The 21772-nt window shown below is 48.4% G+C and carries 24 protein-coding genes and 3 pseudogenes; 20 read left to right on the top strand and 7 right to left on the bottom strand.

Features of this window, described 5'->3' with window-relative positions; all coding sequences use genetic code 11:
* From DWZ44_RS00005 to DWZ44_RS00015, 3 genes and pseudogenes are all read left to right on the top strand, one after another.
* Positions 1 to 216 (top strand): DUF3847 domain-containing protein (locus tag DWZ44_RS00005; RefSeq protein ID WP_117804002.1); only part of this gene is annotated, 216 nt, incomplete at its 5' end.
* A complete protein-coding gene (mobQ, locus tag DWZ44_RS00010; protein WP_117804003.1) occupies positions 182 to 1678 on the top strand; it encodes a MobQ family relaxase in 1497 nt (498 codons plus the stop codon). The genes DWZ44_RS00005 and mobQ, both read left to right, overlap by 35 nt.
* Positions 1675 to 2090, top strand: a pseudogene (locus DWZ44_RS00015) (AAA family ATPase); the annotation flags it as partial. The gene mobQ and the pseudogene DWZ44_RS00015, both read left to right, overlap by 4 nt.
* Positions 2091 to 2348: 258 nt before the next feature.
* Here DWZ44_RS00015 and DWZ44_RS18955 read toward each other — a convergent pair.
* Both DWZ44_RS18955 and DWZ44_RS00030 read right to left on the bottom strand, forming a co-directional pair.
* Positions 2349 to 2549, bottom strand: a pseudogene (locus tag DWZ44_RS18955) (transposase); the annotation flags it as partial.
* Between the two features lie 177 nt (positions 2550 to 2726).
* Positions 2727 to 2882: pseudogene (locus DWZ44_RS00030) on the bottom strand (winged helix-turn-helix transcriptional regulator); the annotation flags it as partial.
* Positions 2883 to 3155: 273 nt separating this feature from the next.
* On the opposite strand from DWZ44_RS00030, the gene DWZ44_RS00040 reads away from it, so the two are divergent.
* Complete coding sequence (locus tag DWZ44_RS00040; protein ID WP_442857661.1) at positions 3156 to 3293, top strand: hypothetical protein; 138 nt, start codon at positions 3156 to 3158, stop codon at positions 3291 to 3293.
* Positions 3294 to 3388: 95 nt separating this feature from the next.
* Here the strand turns inward: DWZ44_RS00040 and DWZ44_RS00045 are convergent, their stop codons facing one another.
* Genes DWZ44_RS00045 through DWZ44_RS00055 form a run of 3 tightly spaced genes read right to left on the bottom strand, consistent with a single transcriptional unit; the run spans position 3389 to position 5393 of the window.
* Positions 3389 to 4414 (bottom strand): helix-turn-helix domain-containing protein, encoded by a 1026-nt coding sequence (locus DWZ44_RS00045; protein WP_117804004.1) that lies wholly within the window; start codon positions 4412 to 4414, stop codon positions 3389 to 3391.
* Positions 4411 to 4797 carry an ArsR/SmtB family transcription factor gene (locus tag DWZ44_RS00050; protein ID WP_055228485.1) on the bottom strand — a complete coding sequence of 129 codons (387 nt, stop codon included), beginning with the start codon at positions 4795 to 4797 and terminating at the stop codon, positions 4411 to 4413. Before DWZ44_RS00050 ends, DWZ44_RS00045 begins: the two co-directional genes overlap by 4 nt.
* A 53-nt stretch (positions 4798 to 4850) precedes the next feature.
* Entirely contained in the window at positions 4851 to 5393 is a 543-nt protein-coding gene (locus tag DWZ44_RS00055; protein ID WP_243002012.1) for an Rrf2 family transcriptional regulator, read from the bottom strand.
* A 127-nt stretch (positions 5394 to 5520) separates the two neighbouring features.
* Between DWZ44_RS00055 and DWZ44_RS00060 the strand changes: the two genes are divergently transcribed.
* From DWZ44_RS00060 to DWZ44_RS00070, 3 genes are read left to right on the top strand one after another with little or no spacing between them, the layout of a single operon-like run.
* A complete protein-coding gene (locus DWZ44_RS00060; RefSeq protein ID WP_173841546.1) occupies positions 5521 to 6501 on the top strand; it encodes an NAD-dependent protein deacetylase in 981 nt (326 codons plus the stop codon).
* Positions 6498 to 7379 (top strand): NAD-dependent protein deacetylase, SIR2 family, encoded by an 882-nt coding sequence (locus tag DWZ44_RS00065; RefSeq protein ID WP_117800762.1) that lies wholly within the window; start codon positions 6498 to 6500, stop codon positions 7377 to 7379. Before DWZ44_RS00060 ends, DWZ44_RS00065 begins: the two co-directional genes overlap by 4 nt.
* Before the next feature lie 16 nt (positions 7380 to 7395).
* Entirely contained in the window at positions 7396 to 8232 is an 837-nt protein-coding gene (locus DWZ44_RS00070) for an NAD-dependent protein deacetylase, SIR2 family (protein ID WP_117804005.1), read from the top strand.
* A gap of 167 nt (positions 8233 to 8399) precedes the next feature.
* On the opposite strand, the gene DWZ44_RS00075 is transcribed toward DWZ44_RS00070, so the two are convergent.
* On the bottom strand, positions 8400 to 8753 hold the full coding sequence (locus DWZ44_RS00075) for a winged helix-turn-helix transcriptional regulator (RefSeq protein ID WP_117800764.1): 354 nt from the start codon (positions 8751 to 8753) through the stop codon (positions 8400 to 8402).
* 112 nt (positions 8754 to 8865) lie between these two features.
* On the opposite strand from DWZ44_RS00075, the gene DWZ44_RS00080 reads away from it, so the two are divergent.
* From DWZ44_RS00080 to DWZ44_RS18100, 10 genes are all read left to right on the top strand, one after another.
* On the top strand, positions 8866 to 9411 hold the full coding sequence (locus DWZ44_RS00080; protein ID WP_243002013.1) for a flavin reductase family protein: 546 nt from the start codon (positions 8866 to 8868) through the stop codon (positions 9409 to 9411).
* A gap of 254 nt (positions 9412 to 9665) precedes the next feature.
* Positions 9666 to 10583, top strand: coding sequence for a radical SAM mobile pair protein B (locus DWZ44_RS00090; RefSeq protein WP_117804007.1), 918 nt, complete (start codon positions 9666 to 9668; stop codon positions 10581 to 10583).
* 197 nt (positions 10584 to 10780) lie between these two features.
* Positions 10781 to 11209 (top strand): FeoA family protein, encoded by a 429-nt coding sequence (locus tag DWZ44_RS19415; RefSeq protein WP_117804008.1) that lies wholly within the window; start codon positions 10781 to 10783, stop codon positions 11207 to 11209.
* A gap of 50 nt (positions 11210 to 11259) precedes the next feature.
* The gene (locus DWZ44_RS00100; RefSeq protein ID WP_117509136.1) at positions 11260 to 11478 is read left to right on the top strand and encodes a cation transporter; all 219 of its coding nucleotides are present in this window, start codon (positions 11260 to 11262) and stop codon (positions 11476 to 11478) included.
* A 98-nt stretch (positions 11479 to 11576) separates the two neighbouring features.
* Positions 11577 to 13577 (top strand): heavy metal translocating P-type ATPase, encoded by a 2001-nt coding sequence (locus tag DWZ44_RS00105; protein WP_117509135.1) that lies wholly within the window; start codon positions 11577 to 11579, stop codon positions 13575 to 13577.
* Between the two features lie 9 nt (positions 13578 to 13586).
* Positions 13587 to 13847, top strand: coding sequence for an ArsR/SmtB family transcription factor (locus tag DWZ44_RS00110; RefSeq protein ID WP_256359688.1), 261 nt, complete (start codon positions 13587 to 13589; stop codon positions 13845 to 13847).
* A gap of 780 nt (positions 13848 to 14627) precedes the next feature.
* Complete coding sequence (locus DWZ44_RS00115; RefSeq protein WP_117804009.1) at positions 14628 to 15644, top strand: O-acetyl-ADP-ribose deacetylase; 1017 nt, start codon at positions 14628 to 14630, stop codon at positions 15642 to 15644.
* Positions 15645 to 15833: 189 nt separating this feature from the next.
* Positions 15834 to 16484, top strand: a complete 651-nt coding sequence (locus DWZ44_RS00120) for a vWA domain-containing protein (protein ID WP_117804010.1) — start codon at positions 15834 to 15836, stop codon at positions 16482 to 16484.
* A 4-nt stretch (positions 16485 to 16488) separates the two neighbouring features.
* A complete protein-coding gene (locus tag DWZ44_RS00125) occupies positions 16489 to 17523 on the top strand; it encodes an alcohol dehydrogenase (protein WP_055228476.1) in 1035 nt (344 codons plus the stop codon).
* A gap of 172 nt (positions 17524 to 17695) precedes the next feature.
* On the top strand, positions 17696 to 17857 hold the full coding sequence (locus DWZ44_RS18100; RefSeq protein WP_158565074.1) for a hypothetical protein: 162 nt from the start codon (positions 17696 to 17698) through the stop codon (positions 17855 to 17857).
* Positions 17858 to 17906: 49 nt separating this feature from the next.
* Here the strand turns inward: DWZ44_RS18100 and DWZ44_RS00130 are convergent, their stop codons facing one another.
* Positions 17907 to 18749 (bottom strand): 4Fe-4S binding protein, encoded by an 843-nt coding sequence (locus DWZ44_RS00130; protein WP_117804163.1) that lies wholly within the window; start codon positions 18747 to 18749, stop codon positions 17907 to 17909.
* 617 nt (positions 18750 to 19366) lie between these two features.
* On the opposite strand from DWZ44_RS00130, the gene DWZ44_RS00135 reads away from it, so the two are divergent.
* From DWZ44_RS00135 to DWZ44_RS00150, 3 genes are all read left to right on the top strand, one after another.
* A complete protein-coding gene (locus DWZ44_RS00135) occupies positions 19367 to 20668 on the top strand; it encodes an MFS transporter (RefSeq protein ID WP_117760423.1) in 1302 nt (433 codons plus the stop codon).
* A gap of 292 nt (positions 20669 to 20960) precedes the next feature.
* The gene (locus DWZ44_RS00140; RefSeq protein ID WP_243001817.1) at positions 20961 to 21170 is read left to right on the top strand and encodes a hypothetical protein; all 210 of its coding nucleotides are present in this window, start codon (positions 20961 to 20963) and stop codon (positions 21168 to 21170) included.
* Between the two features lie 270 nt (positions 21171 to 21440).
* Entirely contained in the window at positions 21441 to 21656 is a 216-nt protein-coding gene (locus tag DWZ44_RS00150) for a hypothetical protein (RefSeq protein WP_022462490.1), read from the top strand.
* The last annotated feature ends 116 nt before the right edge of the window (positions 21657 to 21772 follow it).

Consider the following 21772-nt stretch of genomic DNA (forward strand, 5'->3'; position numbering starts at 1 on the left):
CGTCTTTGCAATCTGGGCGGCACGATTGAGAGCCTTGCCCCGGAGGTCAAAGATCTCACACGCACCGAAATGACAGAGCTGATGGAACAAATCTTTTCTTTGTCCGAAGTCCAGCGAGCCGTCCGTCACATGACGATTACCCACATCAGCCAAGCAAACAGAGAAAAGGAGTTGAAAGCCGATGGCACTATTTCATCTGAGCGTCACGCAGACTAAGCGAAGCGCAGGACAGTCCGCTATCGCTTCTGCTGCCTACCGAGCCGGGGAGCGATTGTATAGCGAGTATTACGGCGAATACAGCGACTACACCCGCAAGGGCGGCGTGATCTGCTCTGACATTCTCTTGCCGTCCCATGCACCGCCAGAATACGCAGACCGCCAAACCCTATGGAACGCCGTGGAAAAAGCCGAGCGTGGAAAGAACGCCCGGCTTGCATACAGCTTTGACATTGCCTTGCAGAATGAATTTTCCCTTGAGGAAAACATCGCTCTTGCAAGGCAATTTTTATTGGAGAACTTTGTGAGCCGTGGCATGGTGGTTGACTTCGCCGTACACCAGCCAGACCGGGAGGACGGCGGCGTACCCAATCCGCATTTTCATGTGCTTTGCCCCATCCGCCCCATCGAGCAGAACGGCAAATGGGGACTAAAGCAACGCCGGGTGTATGAGCTGGACGAGGACGGCAACCGTATCCGAGACGCAGACGGAAAGTTTGTGTTCAACGCCGTTCCCACTACCGACTGGGGCAGTCCCGAAACGCTGGAACATTGGCGTGAAGCATGGGCGGAGCTATGCAATGCCAAGTTTGCGGAAAAAGGTATTGATGTTCGTATCGACCACCGGAGCTATGAGCGTCAGGGCGTGGAGCTTTTTCCCACCGTCCATGAGGGCGCAACCGTCCAGGCAATGGAGAAGAAAGGCATACGCACCGAGAAAGGCGAGTTCAACCGCTGGATCAGAGCCACCAATGCCGTTATCCGGGACATCAAGAAGAAAATCGCTCTCCTGTTTGATTGGATTGCCGAAGCAAAAGCGGAGCTTGCCAAGCCGCAGGCACCCGACCTTGTTTCGCTGCTGAGCGCCTATTACACCCAGCGCAGAGCCGGGGCATATTCGCAGAAAGGCAAGGTCAGCAATCTAAAGGAGATGAACGAGACTTTCAATTATCTCCGGGCAAACGGCATTTACTCCCTTGAAGATTTGGAAAGCCGTGTCAGCGAACACAGTGCTGCCACAGAGAGCTTGAAGAAAACGCTGGACGAACAGACCGCCCGAATGAAAGCAATTAAGCAACTCTATGACAGCTCCGCCGCTTTCCAGAACTTGAAGCCTGTCTATGACGGCTTGCAGAAAATCAAGTTTGAGAAGCCCAGAGCCAAGTACAAGGCAGAGCATGAAGCGGAACTGATACAGTTCTACGCCGCCAGACGAAAGCTGACCGAGGAGTTCCCGGACGGCAAGGTGGATATGAAAAAGCTGTCCGACGAGTATGACGAGCTGGAACAGGCACACGAAAGCACCTACGGCGAGTTTAAGGCTGTCAGAGACGATTTACACCGCCTTTGGAAGGTCAAGTCATGTGTAGATACTGCCGCCCGATTTAACGAGCGTACAGAGGAACAAAAGCTCCAAAATCGACCCCAAACACGACAGAAAAAGGAGGAACTATCCCGATGAATTATACCCAAGCGCAGATTGACCGGGCAAATGCCGTCAGTCTGGAAGATTTTCTCCGCACACAGGGAGAGACACTGATAAAAAGCGGACGAGAATACCGCTGGAAAGAACATGACAGTCTGACCGTCCGGGGAAACAAGTGGTTTCGCCACAGCCAGAGCAAGGGCGGCTATCCCATTGATTTTGTCATAGAGTTTTACGGCAAGTCCTTTCCCGAAAGCTGACAATTATCCAGGGTAATCCCGGCGAGGGCAAGACCTACTTTGCCATGCGCCTTGCGGCGGCTTGCACCAATCGAAAGCCTTTGCCCGGTATGGAGACACTTGAACCTTTCAATATCATCTATCAGACCGCCGAGGACGGTCTGGGCGATACGGTCAAGCCCCGATTGATGGAAGCAGACGTAGCCCTTGCGCTGTAATTCTTTTTCAAGTTTTCTGCGTTCTTTCTCAGAATCCTTAAGTTCGCGGTTAAGCCGGGAAGCTTCTTTAGCGATGCCACCATTGGCATTCATGCAGGCATCTTTCCAGGCTTTGATCTGCTCGATATAAAGACCTTTTTTACGGGCATACTCGGCAAGTTCCGTTTCATTCATACCTGCTGTTTCAACAACAACTAAAAATTTATCCTGTGTACTCCAGTCATCAGGAACAGCATCCGTACCAGGAGCAGCATAGCCTTCCTTTCTGGCTTTATCCCGCCAGTTACGAAGTGTCTGTTCAGAGATTCCTTCTTCTCTGGATATCTTGGTAATAGATTCATTGTTTGGTGGAAGCATCCTCCTGAGGAGTGCATCCTTTAATTCTGGACTATCCTTTCGACATTTGCCCTGTCTCTTTTTTTGCCAATACCATAGACAGTTTTCTTTCATTTGCTGTTGTCTCCAATCTCCATACACTGATATGGATAAAGCCTGCCAAGTATCATGCTGATACAGCACCCGGCAGTGCTTTCTGAAAATATGGTTTCTCTGTACTTTTTCTTATCACCCCAGAGATGTAGGATTTCTCACAGGCGGCAGTGTGCTTCACTGCTCCATTGGAAGTTGTCACTCTGTCAGTCGATTCTCCTCGCCCCAGACACAGAGCTGATCCAGCACAGTCATCAGCGTTTTTCCTCGTTCCGAAAGCGTATAGTCCACCTTCGGCGGAATCTGCGGATACTCGGTGCGGACGATCAGTTTATCCGCTTCCAGCTCCTTGACAGTCTACATCTGCATTTTTAAAAATATGCGTTTCAAGATTTTTTGAAAGTAAGCGCAAAATAATTCGACGGATTGTGTTGCCCTAAAAATCAATTCATAATAATCATTAGAGAATGCAAGCATTTCACTTCATTTTCTCTTGCTTGAAATGATAGATGCGAGCATTTTACTCTATTCAAGTTATCCCTGTGTGTTAGGATAGTTGTCAGTGAAAGATAATTACTTTTGTGGTAGTATGTAGCTATCACAGGAAGGGAGCTTTCGCTATGAACTATGACGAAGAAGGCGATGGATAAACTGATTACAAGGAAGGAAGCAGCCAGTATACTGGGAATCAGCGTAAAAACACTGGATGCTGTAAGAACAGACGGTTTGATCTCCTATGTTCAGTATGTGGAAAACGGCTGCTGATGCAGTCAGCACAGATTAGGATGACAACGCTGATCGACTATACATCAAAAGTGAAGAACTTGGCTTTGTTGGCAGTAGTCTACCAGAATTTTTCATTACAGTGTTTTGCTAAAGGAATCCGATGGAGCTATACCCTGGATTTTTCTGTATTCTCTGGGTGACATTTTGACTATAGACTGAAAAGCGCTTGAAAATTTTCCCTGGGTTTGGTAGCCTACCTGGGAAGCAATATCCGCGATAGTGTCATTTGTTTCCCGTAATAATTTCATAGCCTGACGCACTCGAAATTCCTTCATATAGGTGGCGATAGGCTGGCCGTAGACTGCCTTGAATATCTCCTTTAGAGTGGAGGTATTTATCAAATACTGTTTGGAAAGTTCTGCGATCGTAAATCGTTGATCCAAGTGCTCTGTCAACTGTTGATGAATTTCTTTTATCAATTCGGTTTGCTGGGAGAAGTATTGAGTCAATTCTTTATGCTCCGATTTCATGTTGCTCAAATAAATCAAAATTTCCAGCACCTTTAATTTCAAGAGGGAAATTCGAACGGATACAGGAGCAGAAAAGAGTGGGGCAAAAATGTGCTCTAAATCGGAACAGGACGGGATTGCGGATGGTTTTCCGGAGCAAAATCGATCCCGTAACTGGTCTGCCTCCACACCGGCATTCTTTAAAACTTCCGGGCAAATGGAAGAGAGCTGTTTCAGATCCACGGAAATGGAAATTCCCTCTGAATATCCTAGGGGAAACATCATGGCGGAATCCGCGCAGCAGGCCATACTATGTGCTGTCACATCACCTGTACCTAAATAGACGGCAGTACCGTCTTGCATATTCCAACCCACGCGACCACTGCGACAATAGTAAATTTCTAAAACAGAATCCGAAGCATCATGCTGAAACTTGATCTCTGAAGCAAGAAAAACATTGAAGGATACCTCTATTCCAGGAAAAGTTTCATATGCCTCCATAACCCCTTCTTTTCCAGCGGTAACCGCTCGAAACTGTTCTCCAAAGAGTGTGGTACCCGTTCCGCCAGCCCGGCAATGCTTCAAGGCGAGGGTGCCGTTTGGAATCTTTTGAAATTTTTGAGCGATAACTTTGGATTCTTCTTTTTTCATGGCGTTCCTTTTTGTTTTTCTACTTGCGACGGACAGGCGATTTTTACAAGCCACTCAATCATATGATGGAAATTTCGGGCCTGCTCGGTATCGGCCGCTTTATAATAGACCTCTTTTCCGTCCCGGCGGCTAACGATCAGACCTGCTGATTTCAACTGCTTGAGATGGTGAGAAACTGCAGGACTGCTCATATTTACCATGGCTGAAAGATTGATAACACATTCCTCACAGTGGCAAAGCAACCAAAAAATGCGAATACGGCTGCCATCCCCCAGCTGCTTGAAAATATCAGCTACGGTTTGAAAGTTTTCTACGCTGGGCATATGTTCCAGTTCCTGCTCGATAGTTTGTCCGTGGTCGTGTGGTAAGGGGTTCTGAATCATTTAGCACTCCTCCTTAAAGTCTATCTTACCATAGGCTGAAGGAAAAAGAAACTTTACTTCTGAAATATTTCTGGTTCAGGACCAGCGTCATGGGTGTAATCCAAGATACGGACACCATCACCTATCTCTTTCTGCACTAGCTCCCGCATACGTTTGGCAAAAGGACAGGGGTAACCAATGGGAGTCATGTGATATTGTTCCAGCACATCTTTCAACGTGATTCCTTGCATTCTTTGTTCCGCTGTTTTTTGAATGTCCAAGTAAAAATCCCGCAGCACCAGTTGAATATTTACACCCACGCCACAGGCAGGATTGGTGTGGATGTCCTGATGGAGCAGGGGCTTGTTGCCCTCTACTGCCCGATAGGCATCCAGTGGAGTGATTTTCTCCGGCTCACGAGCCAGAGCAGGTCGGGGATGTCCCTTCACGCTGACCAGCAGTCCTCCCTTCCGCAGGGCGGACATGAGCTGGCGCACATAGGCAGGATTCGTCTGAATGCTCTCTGCCAGCTTGTTACTGGTCAGGTCGCAGTCTGGGTACAGAGCGATAAAAGCCAGAATATGAACAGCATCGCTAAGGCGGGTAGAATATTTCATAGCCTGATCTCCTTTTTTACTTTGATGTTATTTTTATTATAACAACATATTGACAGTGACGCAAGAGGATGCTAAAATAATTTGAAGTAAGAATAAAAATAACATCCACTTGAAAGGAATGGTGACAATGAACTTCTATGATGATCTGGTCATGCAGACCCAGATGAATTATTCCAGGCACTATCATATCTATGCTTCCGGCGGTACGCCTTATCAGCTGACTGACAAAAAGCCGCTGCCGTATAGCGAACAGATCCATCGTTTGGTACAGGAGGTAAAGGAAGCTGACTGTGTGGTAGTGGGCGGGGCCTCCGGCCTGTCCGCTGCCGGTGGCGGAGATTTTTACTACGAGGACAACGACTCTTACCGCAAATACTTCCGCCCTTTTGCCGAGAAGTACCACTTCAAAGGTGCTTTTGCAGGGATGATGCACCCCTGGAAGACAAGGGAAGAGTATTGGGGGTATCTCGCCACATTCCTTCACACCACCCAGACCGCACCTGTGCGTCATTCCTATTTGGATTTAGACGCTTTGCTGAAAGGCAAGGACTTCTTCATCCTCACCACGAACCAGGATACCCAGTTTGTCAAACTCTACCCGGAGGAGAAGGTGGCAGAGATTCAGGGGGATCACCGCTTCTTCCAGTGTGCCGCCTGTTGTACCGATGACACTTGGGATGCGGTAAAGCCGGTGGCTGATATGGTAGCCGCTATGGGGAGTGACACGAAGATTCCCACGGATCTCATTCCCCGATGCCCCCACTGCGGCGGCGAGGCATTCCCTTGGGTGCGAGGATATGGGAATTTTCTGCAAGGAAAGAAATACGAAGAACAGTACGAAAAAATTTCTCGCTATGTGCTGGAACACAAAGACAGCAAAATTCTGTTCCTGGAGCTGGGCGTGGGCCGAATGACTCCCATGTTTATCCAAGAACCTTTCTGGAACATGACCCTCAGCTTTCCCCATGCTCGATATATTGCTGTCAACAACAAGTATGACTTCCTGCCCAAGCAGTTGGAGGACAAGGGCATGACCATTGTGGCCGACATTGCTCAAGTGCTGCGGGATGCACGGGATACCATGGACAGCGGAGATAACGATCGATGAGGGTTGCAAACCAAGCGACGCTTCAGGAACTTGCCGAGCGTATTGATCAAGCAGATGCTGTTGTGATCGGAGGCGGCTCCGGCCTGTCAAGCGCGGCTGGATACGACCACTACCATTGGTCCCCGGCACTTTCGGAGGCATTGGCTCCCTTTCGCGAACAGTATGGCTTTACCTCTCCGCTGGCTGGATTCTACCATTGCTTTTCCAGCTATGGGGAACAGTGGGGGTATTACAGTCAATATATCCGCTTCATGTGGGAAGCCCCTACTGGGCAGCCCTATCTGGACCTGCAGGCGCTTGTTGCGGACAAACCTGCTTTTGTTCTGACCACCAATGTGGATCAGCAGTTTTTTCGAGTATTTCCCCAGAAACAAATTTGCGCCTTTCAGGGAGACTTTAGCTACTGCCAATGCAGTCAGCCCTGCCGGGATGATATTGGGGAAAACCGCGAACTGGTGAAGGAACTGACTGGTTGCCTGGCAGGTGTTCGCCTGCCGGAGGAGGCTGTTCCTCGTTGCCCGGATTGCGGGCGGGTGCTGGTGCCCTGGGTACGAGATGATACCTTTCTGGAGGGAACCTTCTGGCAGGATAGTCTGCATCGCTACCATAGATTCCTGCGACACTGGATAATGGATCAGTCCGACAAAAAAGTCCTGCTGTTGGAACTTGGCGTGGGTGAGATGACACCCAGTATCATCAAATTGCCCTTCTGGGAACTTACTGCCAAAAACGAAAACGTCTTTTATGCATGTCTTAATCGAGAGGCAGCTCATAGGCCAGAGCATCTGCGGGGACGCAGCCTGTATCTGCAAGGAGATTTGGCGGAAACTCTGGCTGCCCTCCGGCAGGAGCGATCCATCGCAGCAACCATAAAATAGAAAGGAGCGAACAAATATGATTGATTGGAACCCTATTGCGAAAAAATTCAGAGAAACGGACGCTATCCTGATCGGAGCCAGTAACGGCCTGTCCATCACCGAAGGACTGCATTTGTTTGCGGACAATGCGACTTTTGAAAGACTGTTTGGGGATTTCAAACAAAAATACGGCTTACGTTGTATTTTGCAGGGCATGATGGCCGGATGGCCCAGCGAGGAGGAAAAATGGGCCTTCTGGGCCCGGCTCATCCATCGTTACTGTGGGCAGTACCAGCCTACGCCGGTGATGAACGATTTGAAGGCCATTGTAGGAGAAAAAGATTACTTTGTCGTCACGTCAAACGGAGAAGGTCACTTTGAACTGTGTGGCTTCAATCCGACGAAAATCTATGAGATTGAGGGCAACTGGATTACTATGCAGTGTGCCCGCCCCTGCCACGATACCCTCTATTCAAGTTTAGAGGTGGCCGAAAAATTATCGGCTGCCGAACAGGGCGGCCATGTGCCTACAGAGTTGGTGCCGCGTTGTCCCAAGTGCGGAGGTCCCATGGACATCCACATGGGCGCGGGTCAGAGAATGATCCCGGATGCCGCTGCCCAGGCACGGTTCCAAAACTTTCTGAAAACCTACCACGGAAAGAAACTGGTGGTTCTGGAGATGGGCATTGGCTGGCGCAATCAGCTGATCAAGGCCCCGATGATGCGCCTGGTGGCCGGCGAGCCAAACGCCACTTATGTGACCCTCAATCTTGGTGAGATCTACATTACGGACAATATCAAAGAAAAGTCCTTCGGTCTGGACGGGCGGCTGGATGAGCTGCTGCCTGCTCTCCGGGAGGCGTGTGAGGTATGACGATTTCGGAGCAGGTTCAAAATGACTATACAAATGCATAAACTCTCATGAATCAGGTTGCTTCCTGAATCCTTTGCAGCAGTAGAGAATGCATAAAAAGCCGGGAAGTTGACTCAAATTGTCAATGCCTCCCGGCTATTATCAGGCAGATATTAATATAGTTAGAATCATGGTATATATTTCATTCCCCATTGGGAAATGGCGTAAAAGACCGGCAGCAGGTCCCGCCCTTTTTCGGTGAGGGAGTACTCCACTCGCAGAGGCATTTCATTATATTGGATGCGCTGGATCAATTCATCCGCTTCCAGCTCCTTCAGGGCGTTGGTCAGGGCTGTATTGGTGATGGGCTTGAGAACTTTTTTCAGTTCCCCAAACCGCATGGGACACTTGATGCATAGTTCATAGAGAATTTGGAGTTTCCATTTGCCCTGCAGCATTTGAACCACCGGTGTGACCGGGCAGTTTCCATCATCGGTTAGAATGACACTGCCAACCTTTTCTTTGAATTCTTCATAAGTCATGATTGGATCGTTCCTCGTCTTTTGCAGTATACTTTTTGATACCAGGTACAAATAATTTGCGTACTTGAACAAAAATTGCTGTCAAGTATAATAAATATATCACTGGTTGGCCATGCAGTCAACGACTGAAATTTCTCAGAAAGGTCTGAATGATATGAAAGAACTGAACATTATGGAGGCTACTGTTCTGACCTCCCCCAATCCGCTGACATTGATCTGCTCTAAAAAGGAGGATGGTTCTACGAACCTGGCTCCCATTTGCTTTGTGTCTTACCTCTCCTTCAATCCGCCTATGGTGGGTTTCGCCACTGGCAAACAGTCCCACACCGGCAAGCGTGTGCGTGAGACCGGCAAAGTCATTGTCACTGTTCCCTGTGAGAGTCTGGCAGGCGCAGTAATGGCCTGCGGAGCATCTACCGGTGCCGAGACCGACAAGGTGGCCGCCAACAACATCGAGATGATGGCTGTGGATGGCAGTGATATCCAGATTCCGGCGGACACCCGGCTGGCGATGGTGGCTATCTTGCAGCAGTCGGTGGAGGTGGGCGACCATATCCTGCACATCTGTCAGGTGGACAAGTTCCTGGGCGATGAGGACAAGAAGGGGCTGTATGCCTGGAACGGCTTCGGGAAAGTTGCGCCTGCGGCAGAAGGCTAAATCTTAAAACGGTAAGGAGGCATCAGCGGTGGCCGTTTGTATTAAATTGAGTGGATCGTCATTGGGACTGAGACCGGACATAGGAAGGGCAAAGCCGTATCGAAACCGGAATGGGTGTGGAACCTGACACATCAGGCCCATGAGCTTGGCATCCCTGTATTTATGAAGGAAGATCTGCTTCCTATCATGGGAGAGGCACAGATGGTACAAGAATTTCCCCCGGCTTTTTACCGGGTATTGGAGGAACAGAAGACGTGGCAGAAGTGAGAGAGAGCAGCATTCTGATTCAGGATGTAGAAACCAAAAATATTATGACAAAATCCACCCTGCCGGTGGGCGGCTATTCCGTCAATCCTTATGTGGGCTGTACCCATGGCTGCAAATACTGCTACGCCTCGTTTATGAAGCGATTTACCGGGCACACCGAACCGTGGGGTACATTCCTGGATGTGAAACATTGGCCAGCAATCAAAAATCCGCAAAAGTACAAAGGGCAACGCGTAGTCATCGGTTCTGTGACCGATGGCTATCTGCCCCAGGAGGCTCAGTTTCAGAACACCCGAAAGCTTCTTGAACAGTTCCGGGGCAGCGAGGCGGAAATTCTCATCTGCACCAAGTCAGACTTGGTAATCCGTGACATCGATCTTCTGAAAGAACTGGGAAAGGTCACGGTCTCTTGGTCGATCAATACGCTGGACGAGGATTTCAAAAACGATATGGACAATGCCGTCAGCATCAAGCGACGGCTGGATGCCATGAAGCAGATCTATGATGCGGGCATTCGCACCGTCTGCTTTATTGCCCCTGTCTTTCCGGGTATCACGGATTTTGAGGCTATCTTCCATCAGGTCAGAAATCAATGCGACCTGATATGGCTAGAAAATCTAAACCTGCGAGGCGGATTCAAAAAAGACATCATGGACTATATTTGTAAAAAATATCCTGACTTGGTTCCGCTGTACGACGCTATCTACAACAAGAGAGACAGAAGCTACTTCCGTGGTTTGGAGGATCAAGCGGAACGGCTGGCGAAAGAAAACAGCTGTCCCTTCGTGGACAACGAGCTGCCCTACGGCCGGGCAGAGCCTGGGCACCCGGTCATTGTGGATTACTTTTACCATGAGGAAGTGCGTGGCTCGGAAAACACCGGACGACGCAACCCCAAAAAATAATTTGTGAAATAAATGGGTTCTGACATGGAGCTGTGCTTCAATGTCAGAACCTTTTTTAGCACTGTTTACCCATTCAGAAGTTTTCTTATCCCTCTTGGAAGGACTTGTACTCCGTCCATTGTTTTTCGATTTTCCTCGCTCTACAATGTAGACAGAACGATTAAATGATTGTTTATTGATATTGAGAGGTGAGAAAGATGCTTTTGAAGGATGCGAAGATTGGACGGGCTTATACCGTAAAGTCCATTCATCTTCCCTTTCAGCTTGAGCGGCGTTTGGAGGCTTTGGGCATGACCCGTCAGACCGCCATCTCTGTGCTGAACCGAAAAGGAAAGGGAATTTTGATTATTAAACTGCGGGGCACCCGGTTTGCCCTGGGGTATAACATTACCAAAAATATTACGGTGGAAGAAGGTGAAGTGCATCTGGTCGCTACGACGTATTATAAAGCGACGCAAAGAAAATCGCGGAAAGTGTTCCGGTTGCCCTTATCAAGGCACTGGAATGTGCCGATAAAAGCTGCATTTTGCCCAAACAGAAGAACCCTTTTCCCGAATAGCAGGATATGGGTTCAAACCGTTGACGAGGACGGTTTTCCTGCGTATGATGAAGATACAGTTAAATAATGATTTAATTGTTTGACACAAAATTACTACTCGGAGAGGAGATTTTCAAAATGAAAAAGACTTACAAAATTGATGTGGATTGCGCTAACTGCGCCAACCTGATGGAGGATGCAGCCCGCAAGACCAGCGGCGTACAGAGCGCTACGGTGAATTTTATGACCCTCAAGATGAACGTGGAGTTCGAGGAAGGTCAGGACCCCAAGGCTGTTATGCAGGAGGTTCGCAAAGCCTGCAAGAAGGTGGAACCCGATTGCGAGATCTTCCTGTAAGCCAGCGAAACGAAATGCCCTGTTGAGCGGCAGCTTGCAGGGCGTTCTTTCTCTTAGACAAATAAACGAATAAGCAATCGTGAAAGGAGTAAAACGAAATGCAGGAGTATATCATCAACGGTCTGCTGGTCGTGGTGGCTCTGCTGGCCGTGATTCTTCAAATCATCGGCACGCGGCCCACCGCCGGTATGACCAAAAAACAAAAAGTGATGTTGTGGCGGATTCTGACTGCTACGGTTCTACTGTTAATTTTGCAGGTCCTGGGCGCAGGCGCATTTGAAGTGTTTGGCGCGGCAGGCCGCTGGATACGTCTGGCTGTGTTCATGGTGGATTATCTGGTCATTGGCTACGACATTCTGGAAAAAGCCGGAAAAGGTATCCGCAACGGTCAGGTGTTCGATGAGCACTTTCTGATGGCGGTGGCTACGCTGGGTGCGCTTGCCCTGGCCATATATGAAAACGGCGACTATCTGGAGGCCATCGCGGTTATGCTGTTCTACCAGGTGGGCGAATGGTTCCAGTCTTATGCTGTGGGCAAGAGCCGCCGGAATATCAGTGATCTGATGGACATCCGTCCTGATCATGCCAATATCGAACGGGAGGGAAAACTGGAACAGGTAGACCCGGACGAAGTGGGGATCGGCACCATTATTGTGGTACAGCCCGGCGAAAAAGTTCCTATTGACGGTACGGTGGTTCAGGGTGAATCTACACTGAACACCGCTGCCCTCACAGGCGAGAGCTTGCCCCGCGAGGTCAAAACCGGGGATGAGATCATCTCTGGCTGTATCAATATGACAGGCTTGCTCCATATCCAGACCACCAAGGAATTTGGCGAGTCCACTGTCTCCAAAATTCTGGATCTGGTGGAGAATGCTTCCTCCCGGAAGTCCAAGTCGGAGGACTTTATCTCCCGCTTCGCAAAAATTTACACCCCTGCGGTATGTTATGCCGCACTGGCCTTGGCAATTCTGCCTCCTTTGGTGCGGATGTTCGGTATGGGACTGGATGCAGACTGGGAGACCTGGATCTATCGGGCGCTGACCTTCCTCGTTGCCAGCTGCCCCTGCGCTCTGGTCATCTCCATTCCTCTGTCTTTCTTTGCAGGCATCGGCGGAGCCAGTAAGGCGGGCGTTCTGGTGAAGGGGTCCAACTATCTGGAGACCCTGTCACAGGCTAAGATCGTGGTCTTTGACAAGACCGGCACACTGACTCAGGGCGTATTTGAGGTGAATGCGATCCATCACAATGAGATGGATGAGCACAAGCTGGTGGAATACGCCGCTCTGGCAGAGAGCGCTTCAAGCCATCCCATCAGCAAGAGCTTACAGAAAGCCTATGGCATGGAAATCGACCGCAGCCGTGTAACCAATATTCAGGAGCTCAGCGGCAACGGAGTGATTGCCACAGTGGATGATCATCAGGTCGCAGCTGGAAACGACAAACTCATGAATCGTTTGGGGGTCCAGGCTATTCCGTGCCATAGTGTGGGGACGATCATTCACATGGCGATTGACGGGAAATATGCCGGACACATTGTTATTTCCGACATCGTGAAGCCTCACTCCAAGGAAGCCATCCAGGCATTAAAGTCGGCTGGGGTTCGCAAGACTGTGATGCTTACTGGTGACGCCAAGAAGGTGGCTGACAGTGTGGCCTCCGCTTTGGGGTTGGATGAAGTTTACAGTGAACTGCTTCCTGCTGACAAGGTGGAGAAAGTGGAGCAGTTGATTCAGAACAAACCAGAGAAAGAAAAACTGGCTTTTGTGGGAGATGGCATCAACGACGCCCCGGTGCTTCGCCGGGCAGACATCGGCATCGCCATGGGTGCCATGGGTTCTGATGCCGCCATTGAGGTTGCTGATGTGGTTCTAATGGATGATGACCCCTTGCAGATCTCCAAAGCAATCAAAATCTCCCGCAAGTGCCTTGGTATCGTTTATCAGAACATCGTGGTGGCCATCGGCGTAAAACTGGCCTGCCTCGTGCTGGTCGCTCTGGGCTTCGCCAATATGTGGCTGGCCGTGTTTGCGGATGTGGGCGTGATGATTATAGCCGTCCTCAACGCTATCCGGGCGCTGTTTGTGAAAAATCTTTAAAGTTCAGAAATAAACGAAAACAGAAAGGGGGACCCTTCCCGCATGAAGGTTTTATTTCAAATTGGACCCTCGGAAGCATGTGTCAGTGAAGTTGCAGACAAACTGAATATGTCAGAGTCCGCTGTTTCTCACCATATCCATATTTTACGCATGAACGGTTTGGTTCGCTGGCGCAGGAGTGGAAAGGCTATTTACTATGTTCTTAAAGATGACCATATTCGCTCAATTATCTTTCAGGGATATGAACATATTAAAGAATTCGCTAGTTAGTAGGGAGAAAAACAAATAATTTTAACCGAATCAAGTAAGTCCCCTGCTTCCATTGCGAAAAGCAATAAGCAGTGGGTGGGGACTTGCTTGTATCAGGAGGAGTGCAAGCTCCTTCTGATAAACTGCGGAGCAGTTATTCGGTTATGAGCAAGTAGCGAAGCGGATTGCGAATATCTGCTTGACTCATCTGCCGGACGACAGCAAAAGAAAAAAGCCGTCGTCCAGTAGGTGATTTCCATGTAAATATGATATCATGGGTTTGTATGCGAGAATGGAAATAAGATGGAGCAACCCTTGGAGAATAAGTGATGAACAATGTTCTGGGGAATGGCTCTTTGATCAGTACAAGGTGTACGGGGGATTTCTAAGAGAAAATCAAATCGGAAATGCAGGATTGGCCTGGAGCCCAGGAGACTGTGCAGGAAATCCTGAAAGGGGACGAGTAGAAAAAAGAGCAGCTGCATGAGCAGGAAGTGCAGAAGGAAGAAGAAAATAGACAGAGCAGTTGATGATGGAATGTCCGGTGCAGTGTGGGTGTAATGCTCATGTTGCATCGGTTTTTTATAAAAATAATTTTTAATAATGTTGATTTTTAACTGCTCTTAACTCAAATATTGCATCTTAACTTAAAAAGAGTTAAGATTGCAAGTAATGACATGGAATATCTCGATAAAGTTCCTGGAGTCAAGAATCAAAGTGTTTTTAAAGAAGCTTATGTTATGGGATATTCTATTTACTAATGTTGATTTTCAACTGCTGGACGAATGGGAGGTATGCTTCATGCCGTTGCAGCTTATCAGAAACGATATTACAAAAATGAGTGTTGATGCGATTGTCAATGCGGCCAACACGTCCCTTTTGGGTGGCGGCGGTGTGGACGGCTGCATTCATCGTGCGGCCGGACCGGAACTGCTTGCAGAATGCCGTACGCTGCATGGCTGCGAAACCGGCAGTGCAAAAATTACAAAGGGATACCGTCTGCCCTGCAAATATGTGATCCATGCAGTCGGTCCGCGCTGGCGGGATGGCAGGCATCGGGAGCAGGATCTTCTGGAATCCTGTTATCGGACATCTTTGAATCTGGCGAAAGAAAATGGCTGTCAGTCTGTAGCCTTTCCGCTGATTTCCTCCGGTGTTTACGGCTATCCAAAAGACCAGGCTCTGAAGGTTGCAGTCGATACCATCAGCGAATTTCTGCTGGAAAACGAGATGATGGTCTATATCGTTATTTTTGACCGAAAGACATATCAGATTAGCGGAAAGCTGTTTGATGACATCGCAGTGTACATAGATGACAGGTATGTGGAAGAACATACCGACAGGAGGGCAGAACAGAGTCGGTGTTCCGAAGCATGGCAAGAGGAATCCTGCTTTGAAGCTGCATCTGTCCCGCTGCCGCCCGAAGCAATCTGTAAATCCTGCAGCAGTCAGTCTCTGGAAGAGGCGCTGGGGCAGATGGATGAGAGCTTTTCAGAAATGCTGCTTCGAAAGATTGAGGAAAGCGGTATGACGGATGCACAGTGCTACAAGAAAGCAAATATTGACAGGAAGCTCTTCTCAAAAATCCGTTCGGATAGATTCTATAAGCCATCCAAACCTACGGTGCTGGCATTTGCCCTCGCTTTGGAGCTGCCGCTTGCCCAGATGCAGGAGATGCTCGGCAAGGCAGGATTCACATTGTCCCATTCAAGTAAATTTGACATCATTGTAGAATATTTTGTCGAACGGGGAAATTATAATGTGTATGAAATTAACGAGGCACTGTTTGCCTTTGACCAGAGTCTGATCGGAGCATAAGAACAAAGAAATGTCGCTTTCCATGCGACCACTCCACAAAAGAAAATCGCTATACTATGACTGTAAGGTACAAAACCGAGCAGCCATATGCGCGTGTAATGAGCCAAAGTTCGAGCTTGCTCGAAACCTTGGCGAATACCGCGACAGCGAGCCCGCAAGGGCGAGATCTTTTTGGAGGAGGACAAGCATATGAGAAAGAATTTAACAGAGATCGTTTTTATCTTAGACCGCAGCGGTTCCATGAACGGACTGGAACGGGACACCATCGGCGGATTCAATTCTATGATTGAGCAGCAGAAAAAAGCAGAGGGCGAAGCATTGATCTCAACGGTACTGTTTGACAATGTGAGTGAAGTCCTGCACGACCGTGTAGATGTAAAGAAAATCCGACCGATGACCGACCGGGATTATACAGTTCGCGGATGCACAGCGCTCTTAGATGCCATCGGCGGTGCGATTCATCACATTGGAAATGTTCATAAGTATGCAAGACCGGAGGATGTACCGGAACACACCATGTTCGTAATCACTACGGACGGAATGAAAAATGCCAGCCGCCGGTACAACAGCGAAAAAGTGAGGCAGATGATCGAGCGGCAGAAAGCGAAATACGGTTGGGAGTTTTTGTTCCTCGGTGCTAATATTGACGCGGTAGAGACCGCAAGCCAGTTCGGAATCGGTGCAGACCGTGCAGTCAACTATCAGTGCGACAGCGAAGGAACTGCGTTGAATTATGAGGTGGTCAGCGAAGCAATCAGCTCTGTCCGGTGCAGTGCCCCGTTGAACGCAGACTGGAAAAAACGTATAGATGAGGATTATAAAAAACGTGGAGGAAAATAGAAATATGCAGGCGTATACCTACGTTTCAAAAGGAAAATTCGAATTAAGAGAGAAGCCAAAACCGACCCTGATGCAGGAGCGGGATGCTATTGTCAAAGTGACACTCGCCAGCATTTGCTCCAGCGATCTGCATATCAAGCATGGCAGCGTTCCGCGGGCAGTACCCGGGATCACGGTTGGCCATGAGATGGTGGGGATTGTGGAAGAGGTTGGAAAGGCAGTTACCAAGGTAAAACCGGGAGACCGGGTGACAGTAAACGTGGAGACCTTCTGCGGTGAATGCTTTTTCTGCAAGAAAGGGTATGTGAATAACTGTACAGATGAAAATGGCGGTTGGGCGCTGGGCTGCCGGATTGATGGCGGCCAGGCGGAATATGTGCGTGTGCCTTTTGCAGATCAGGGACTGAATAAGATTCCGGATGGCGTTACGGATCGACAGGCATTGCTGGTGGGCGATGTTCTGGCTACCGGTTACTGGGCAGCGCGTATTTCAGAGATCTCAGAGCAGGACACGGTGCTGATCATCGGAGCCGGCCCCACCGGTATCTGTACCCTGCTTTCGGTAATGCTGAAAAAACCAAGACGGATTATTGTGTGTGAAAAGGATAAAAATCGTCTGCAGTTTATCCGACAGCATTATCCGGAGATTTTGTTGGTTTCTCCGGAGAAGTGTGAAGCGTTTGTACGGGCAAACAGCGATCATGGGGGAGCTGACGTTGTGCTGGAGGTTGCGGGGGCGGAAGCTACCTTCCGTCTGGCCTGGGAATGCGCGAGACCCAATGGTCTGGTGACGGTGGTTGCTCTTTATGATCAGGCACAGATCCTGCCGCTTCCGGATATGTATGGAAAAAATCTTACCTTTAAAACCGGAGGGGTGGATGGCTGTGACTGTGAAGAAACATTACGGTTGATTGCAGAGGGAAAACTGAACACAGAGCCGCTTATCACCCATACCTATCCCTTAGAAAGGATAGAGGAAGCCTATGAACTCTTTGAAGGTAAGCGGGACGGTGTAATTAAGGTAGCAGTAGAATGCTAAAAGAAGATATAGATAATTCCAATCATTAATGTACTATATATGGTATGATAATGATTGGAATTTTGTTATAACAGGGGGATTTCCAACCATTAGTATATACGATCCATGAAAAATCAGGTAAAATTATGTATAGGTAATTAAGGGATCGGTTTTATGAATCCGCTGGGTCCGGATGTGGCGACAATCCGTACTTCTGGCTGTATCGTCTTTTCGCATGGAGGCAATGGCTGCCGGAGGATTTGCCGGAGAATATGAACGATGGATGGATATGGCAGATCTGCCGACCGAAGAGGAAGAGAAGGAATTAATTGCCACGCTGTTTTCTCTGAGCTGAACGATCTGACGGCTGAAGCGAGGAATAAATTTACGGAAGAGGAAAACGGTTAATGCAGTGCTTTTGAGGGACAAACTTTCGTGCATTCATAGCAGAGAATACACTCTGTTCCGTTTTTCCGCTTGCGGGTTTCCTTATTAACCTCCACGTTCATGGGGCAGACCTGCAGACACTTCCTGCAATGGACACACTTATCCTCATCACAGTGGACGCGCAGAAGAGAGAAATAGCTCATAGGTTTGAGAAAAACCGTAATGGGACACAGGTACTTGCAGAATGCCCGGTTATCTTGAAACAGGAAGGCGAACACAATACCGACAAGGTAATAAAGCGCATTTCCGGCCAGGAAAAGCCAGAACATGATTTGCTCCAGATGTGCCACCTGCATCAGAAACAGCCCAGACACCAACGCCAGAGACAGAAGAAACATCACATAGCGAAGGAAGCCCAGCTTTTCTTTTCGTGGCTTCTGCGGCTGATTGTAGGGCAGAAAGTCCAGCACCATAGCTGTCCAGCAGGCGTAACCGCACCAGCCACGCCCAAAAAGCAACGGTCCGAAAATTTTTGCAACCGCGTAGTGGATAGTTGCTGCTTCGAAAACGCCGAGAAACAGGTAGTACCAGAACCCTTCGATCTGCATATTTTCACGGGAAATCACGCCAAGGTACAGCAACATATAGCTGCCCACCGCCAACTGGACGAAATGCCGGGCATATCGTTTCCCGGCGGTAAACAGTGCCGTTCCAAGCCCAAGGCAGGCTCCGATGTAGCTGAAATTCAGCAGATAGAAAAAATTGTCCTTTGTGAGCCACAACGTAATAGCCACTGCTTCAAACAGCAGAAACAGCAGCATAGATGGCACGTATTTGTGAAGTCTGTGATAGATTCTCATGTTCTCTTTGATCCTCTGCTTTCTTGCTTTTTTCAATACACTGACTGCCGGGCCGGTGCAACGCCCGACATCTTATTATAAGTATAGCAGAGAAATGAAAAAATAGTAATCAGATTCTTATAAAACATCTGCAAAAAAAGTGAAACGATTACAGGCGCAGACGGTTATGACCGCCTGCGCCTGTAATCGTTTGGAGTCATGCCAGACTGTTTTTAAAAGCTGTCTGGAAATGGCCTGGACTGGAAAAGTTTGATGTATTCCTATGCATAGGGTATAATGTCTTTAGGAAAAAAGATATGATTACGAAAACAAAATATTCCGCAAACATGATAGAGAAAGCAGGTATGCTATGAAAAGAAAAATTATGATTGCTGCAGTGGCAGCTGCTGTGATTTTTGCGGTGATTGCGATCCTTTCCGTTTTGGCGCAGACACCGGCATTAATCTGAGAAATCGAAATGATCTGCTGTGAAATTTCCGGCGGATCATGGAAGGATGGGAAAACTGGCGTTTTGCAAATGATTTTGCCTACTTTCATACAAAAAATACTTTGAATATCAAGAAATCTATGCTACACTGATACTGCATGACAAAATAAAAGAAAGTGGGGATTGGAGTATGAGTGGTCTGTTTCGGGCTCTTCATCGGACAAAAGTGTTTCGAAATCTGACGGAGCAGGAGTTTGCATGGGTTTTATATGATGTGGGAAATTCGGCATTTATTATGCTTGCCTGTTCGCTGATTCCGATCTGGTTTAAGAGTCTGGCAATCGGTACAGGGCCGGGAAAAATCAGTTCGGATCAGGCGACGGCGTATTATTCGATTGCCATTTCAATTGTTACGGTGGTGGTGGCACTGATCGGTCCTGTCTGCGGTGTGCTGGCGGATCGTAAGGATAAGAAAAAGATCTTTTTTACCACAACGGCAGGTCTTGGCATCACAGGATGTGTGCTGAATGGCGTTGCGACGAGCTGGGTGCTGTTTCTGGTCATTTATATTGTGACAAGAGTCTGCTATAATGCATCGCTGACGATTTACGATTCCATGCTGAATGACGTGACGACGGAGGAACGTATGGATGAGGTATCCTCCTATGGCTATGCGTGGGGATACCTGGGATCCTGCATTCCGTTTCTTGTAGCACTGATTGCTTACGTGTTGGGGCCGGATATGGTCGGGGTGCTGCCGGATTTTGTCTCTAAGATGATTGGCTTTTGCGTGACGGCTCTCTGGTGGCTGGTGGTGACGCTGCCGTTGCTGAAGGAGTATCGGCAGAAGAATTACGTGGAAATGAGAACGGTTACCGTCGGTCAGACATTTGGAAAAATATTCAGAACCCTGAAAAAAATCGCAGTTTCGGACCGGAAAGTATTTTTCTTTCTGATTGGATTCTTTCTCTATATTGATGGGGTTGGAACTATCATTGACAACTGCATCAACATCGGAACCGATCTGAATCTGAATACGGTCGGACAGGTTGTTTTCCTGCTTGCCACGCAGGTTGTCGCTTTTGGAGGATCTCTGTTTTTTGCAAAATTGTCGCGGAAAAAAGACACGGTATCCCTGATTCTGATCTGTATCGCAGGCTATTTTGTCATCTGCCTCTATGCGCTGACACTGCGGACGCTGGTGCACTTTGCGATTCTGGCATTTGGAGTGGGATGCTTTCAGGGATCAATTCAGTCGTTGTCGCGGTCGTATTATTCCAAAATTATTCCGGCGGAGAATTCGGGAGAATATTTTGGCATCTACGATATTTTTGCCAAGGGCGCTTCCTTCCTTGGATCTGTAGTCATTGCAGTTGTAAAGCTGGCGGGAGGAACGATCAACGTAGCGGTTGCATGTCTGGCGGTTTTCTTTGCGCTTGGATTTGTTTTTCTGAAAATTGCAGACCATCAGCCGATGGCGGGTGAAAAATAAAAGATACACAGCATAAAAAATCTCAAAACCAGGAGAACAAGAGCAACTGGTTTTGAGATTTTTTGTTTTTGACTCCGGGGTTTCACAAAGAGAGGTTACGTGTTACGATAATCAGTGAGTCGGGCTGCCGGGAATGTGGCTGCCTGAAAAAAGCACAGACAGGCCAGATCCGGAAAGCCGGAAGAGTCGATCACAAGGATGCGTTTCTGGACACCGAGGAGCTGCACATTGGTACCAGACCCCATTACACTTCTATCTGCAGACCCCGATTGCACAGATTCATGATTACAGCATGGCGCAGTTTGAGCATTGGACGAAAGAAACATTCTCTGCCAATTTTCGCAAAATGCTGACGCTGGAACAATACCGCGATTCAAAACTTGCGCAGCTTCATCATGATTATCTGGCGGGCGGACCATTGAAATATATGGCGGTGATTTTTCGTAAGCTGGCGGATTCTGATGAAACGGCCATGCAGCTGGCGTTGGAGTTTTATCTGTGACAAGAACCCGGAAGCTTTTGAAAAATTTGAAGCCGCATTCCCCAAAAAGGAAAAGCTGAAACTGCTGGGGCAGCTGTTCTGATTCGAGCGATAAAGTTTGGCAGCAGAACGATGCTGAGGGGTAAGCAGGTGTGTGATAAAAGGAGAACAGGACAATGGGGGAATCCCGTGTCCTGTTTTTTTGCCCCTGAAAAGTGGAAATTTCCTATCCCCTCTGCATACAATACAGGTAGAGTATCTTTTCAAACCCGTTCAGAAAGGATGATCATTATGACGAAAGGCATTGTAAAAATAAAGAAAAACCGTGCATTTGTAGAGCAGCAGAACGGCGAGGTGGAAGTGGCTTCCGGGCAGTATGTGTATCTGAAAGTGGAAAATTGCTGGATTCCGGTGGTGGTGCGGTATTCGGCGCGGAGGAAGAAGTGGTATTTTAAGTATCTCGAGGAAATCCCGGTCTGCGGGCAGAAGGTGTTGCTGAAGGCGTAGCCGGTAAAGGGCGTTTCACGTATGTTTAACATGTGTTTAATCTTTCTGAGTCAGAAATTCATTATGCAGCTCCTGGATTCTGCGCTGTTCGGCAGCTTCCTGTTTTTCACGCTCCG

The organism is Blautia sp. AF32-4BH (assembly GCF_003460565.1).
GTDB classification, from domain to species: Bacteria; Bacillota; Clostridia; order Lachnospirales; family Lachnospiraceae; genus Fusicatenibacter; species Fusicatenibacter saccharivorans.

Bases quoted from the DNA above. Each gene is read 5' to 3' on its own strand.
- mobQ (WP_117804003.1), top strand. From the start codon at position 182: ATGGCACTATTTCATCTGAGCGTCACGCAGACTAAGCGAAGCGCAGGA.
- DWZ44_RS00040 (WP_442857661.1), top strand. From the start codon at position 3,156: ATGACGAAGAAGGCGATGGATAAACTGATTACAAGGAAGGAAGCAGCC.
- DWZ44_RS00045 (WP_117804004.1), bottom strand. From the start codon at position 4,414: ATGAAAAAAGAAGAATCCAAAGTTATCGCTCAAAAATTTCAAAAGATT.
- DWZ44_RS00050 (WP_055228485.1), bottom strand. From the start codon at position 4,797: ATGATTCAGAACCCCTTACCACACGACCACGGACAAACTATCGAGCAG.
- DWZ44_RS00055 (WP_243002012.1), bottom strand. From the start codon at position 5,393: ATGAAATATTCTACCCGCCTTAGCGATGCTGTTCATATTCTGGCTTTT.
- DWZ44_RS00060 (WP_173841546.1), top strand. From the start codon at position 5,521: ATGAACTTCTATGATGATCTGGTCATGCAGACCCAGATGAATTATTCC.
- DWZ44_RS00065 (WP_117800762.1), top strand. From the start codon at position 6,498: ATGAGGGTTGCAAACCAAGCGACGCTTCAGGAACTTGCCGAGCGTATT.
- DWZ44_RS00070 (WP_117804005.1), top strand. From the start codon at position 7,396: ATGATTGATTGGAACCCTATTGCGAAAAAATTCAGAGAAACGGACGCT.
- DWZ44_RS00075 (WP_117800764.1), bottom strand. From the start codon at position 8,753: ATGACTTATGAAGAATTCAAAGAAAAGGTTGGCAGTGTCATTCTAACC.
- DWZ44_RS00080 (WP_243002013.1), top strand. From the start codon at position 8,866: ATGCAGTCAACGACTGAAATTTCTCAGAAAGGTCTGAATGATATGAAA.
- DWZ44_RS19415 (WP_117804008.1), top strand. From the start codon at position 10,781: ATGCTTTTGAAGGATGCGAAGATTGGACGGGCTTATACCGTAAAGTCC.
- DWZ44_RS00100 (WP_117509136.1), top strand. From the start codon at position 11,260: ATGAAAAAGACTTACAAAATTGATGTGGATTGCGCTAACTGCGCCAAC.
- DWZ44_RS00105 (WP_117509135.1), top strand. From the start codon at position 11,577: ATGCAGGAGTATATCATCAACGGTCTGCTGGTCGTGGTGGCTCTGCTG.
- DWZ44_RS00115 (WP_117804009.1), top strand. From the start codon at position 14,628: ATGCCGTTGCAGCTTATCAGAAACGATATTACAAAAATGAGTGTTGAT.
- DWZ44_RS00120 (WP_117804010.1), top strand. From the start codon at position 15,834: ATGAGAAAGAATTTAACAGAGATCGTTTTTATCTTAGACCGCAGCGGT.
- DWZ44_RS00125 (WP_055228476.1), top strand. From the start codon at position 16,489: ATGCAGGCGTATACCTACGTTTCAAAAGGAAAATTCGAATTAAGAGAG.
- DWZ44_RS18100 (WP_158565074.1), top strand. From the start codon at position 17,696: ATGTGGCGACAATCCGTACTTCTGGCTGTATCGTCTTTTCGCATGGAG.
- DWZ44_RS00130 (WP_117804163.1), bottom strand. From the start codon at position 18,749: ATGAGAATCTATCACAGACTTCACAAATACGTGCCATCTATGCTGCTG.
- DWZ44_RS00135 (WP_117760423.1), top strand. From the start codon at position 19,367: ATGAGTGGTCTGTTTCGGGCTCTTCATCGGACAAAAGTGTTTCGAAAT.
- DWZ44_RS00140 (WP_243001817.1), top strand. From the start codon at position 20,961: ATGGCGCAGTTTGAGCATTGGACGAAAGAAACATTCTCTGCCAATTTT.
- DWZ44_RS00150 (WP_022462490.1), top strand. From the start codon at position 21,441: ATGACGAAAGGCATTGTAAAAATAAAGAAAAACCGTGCATTTGTAGAG.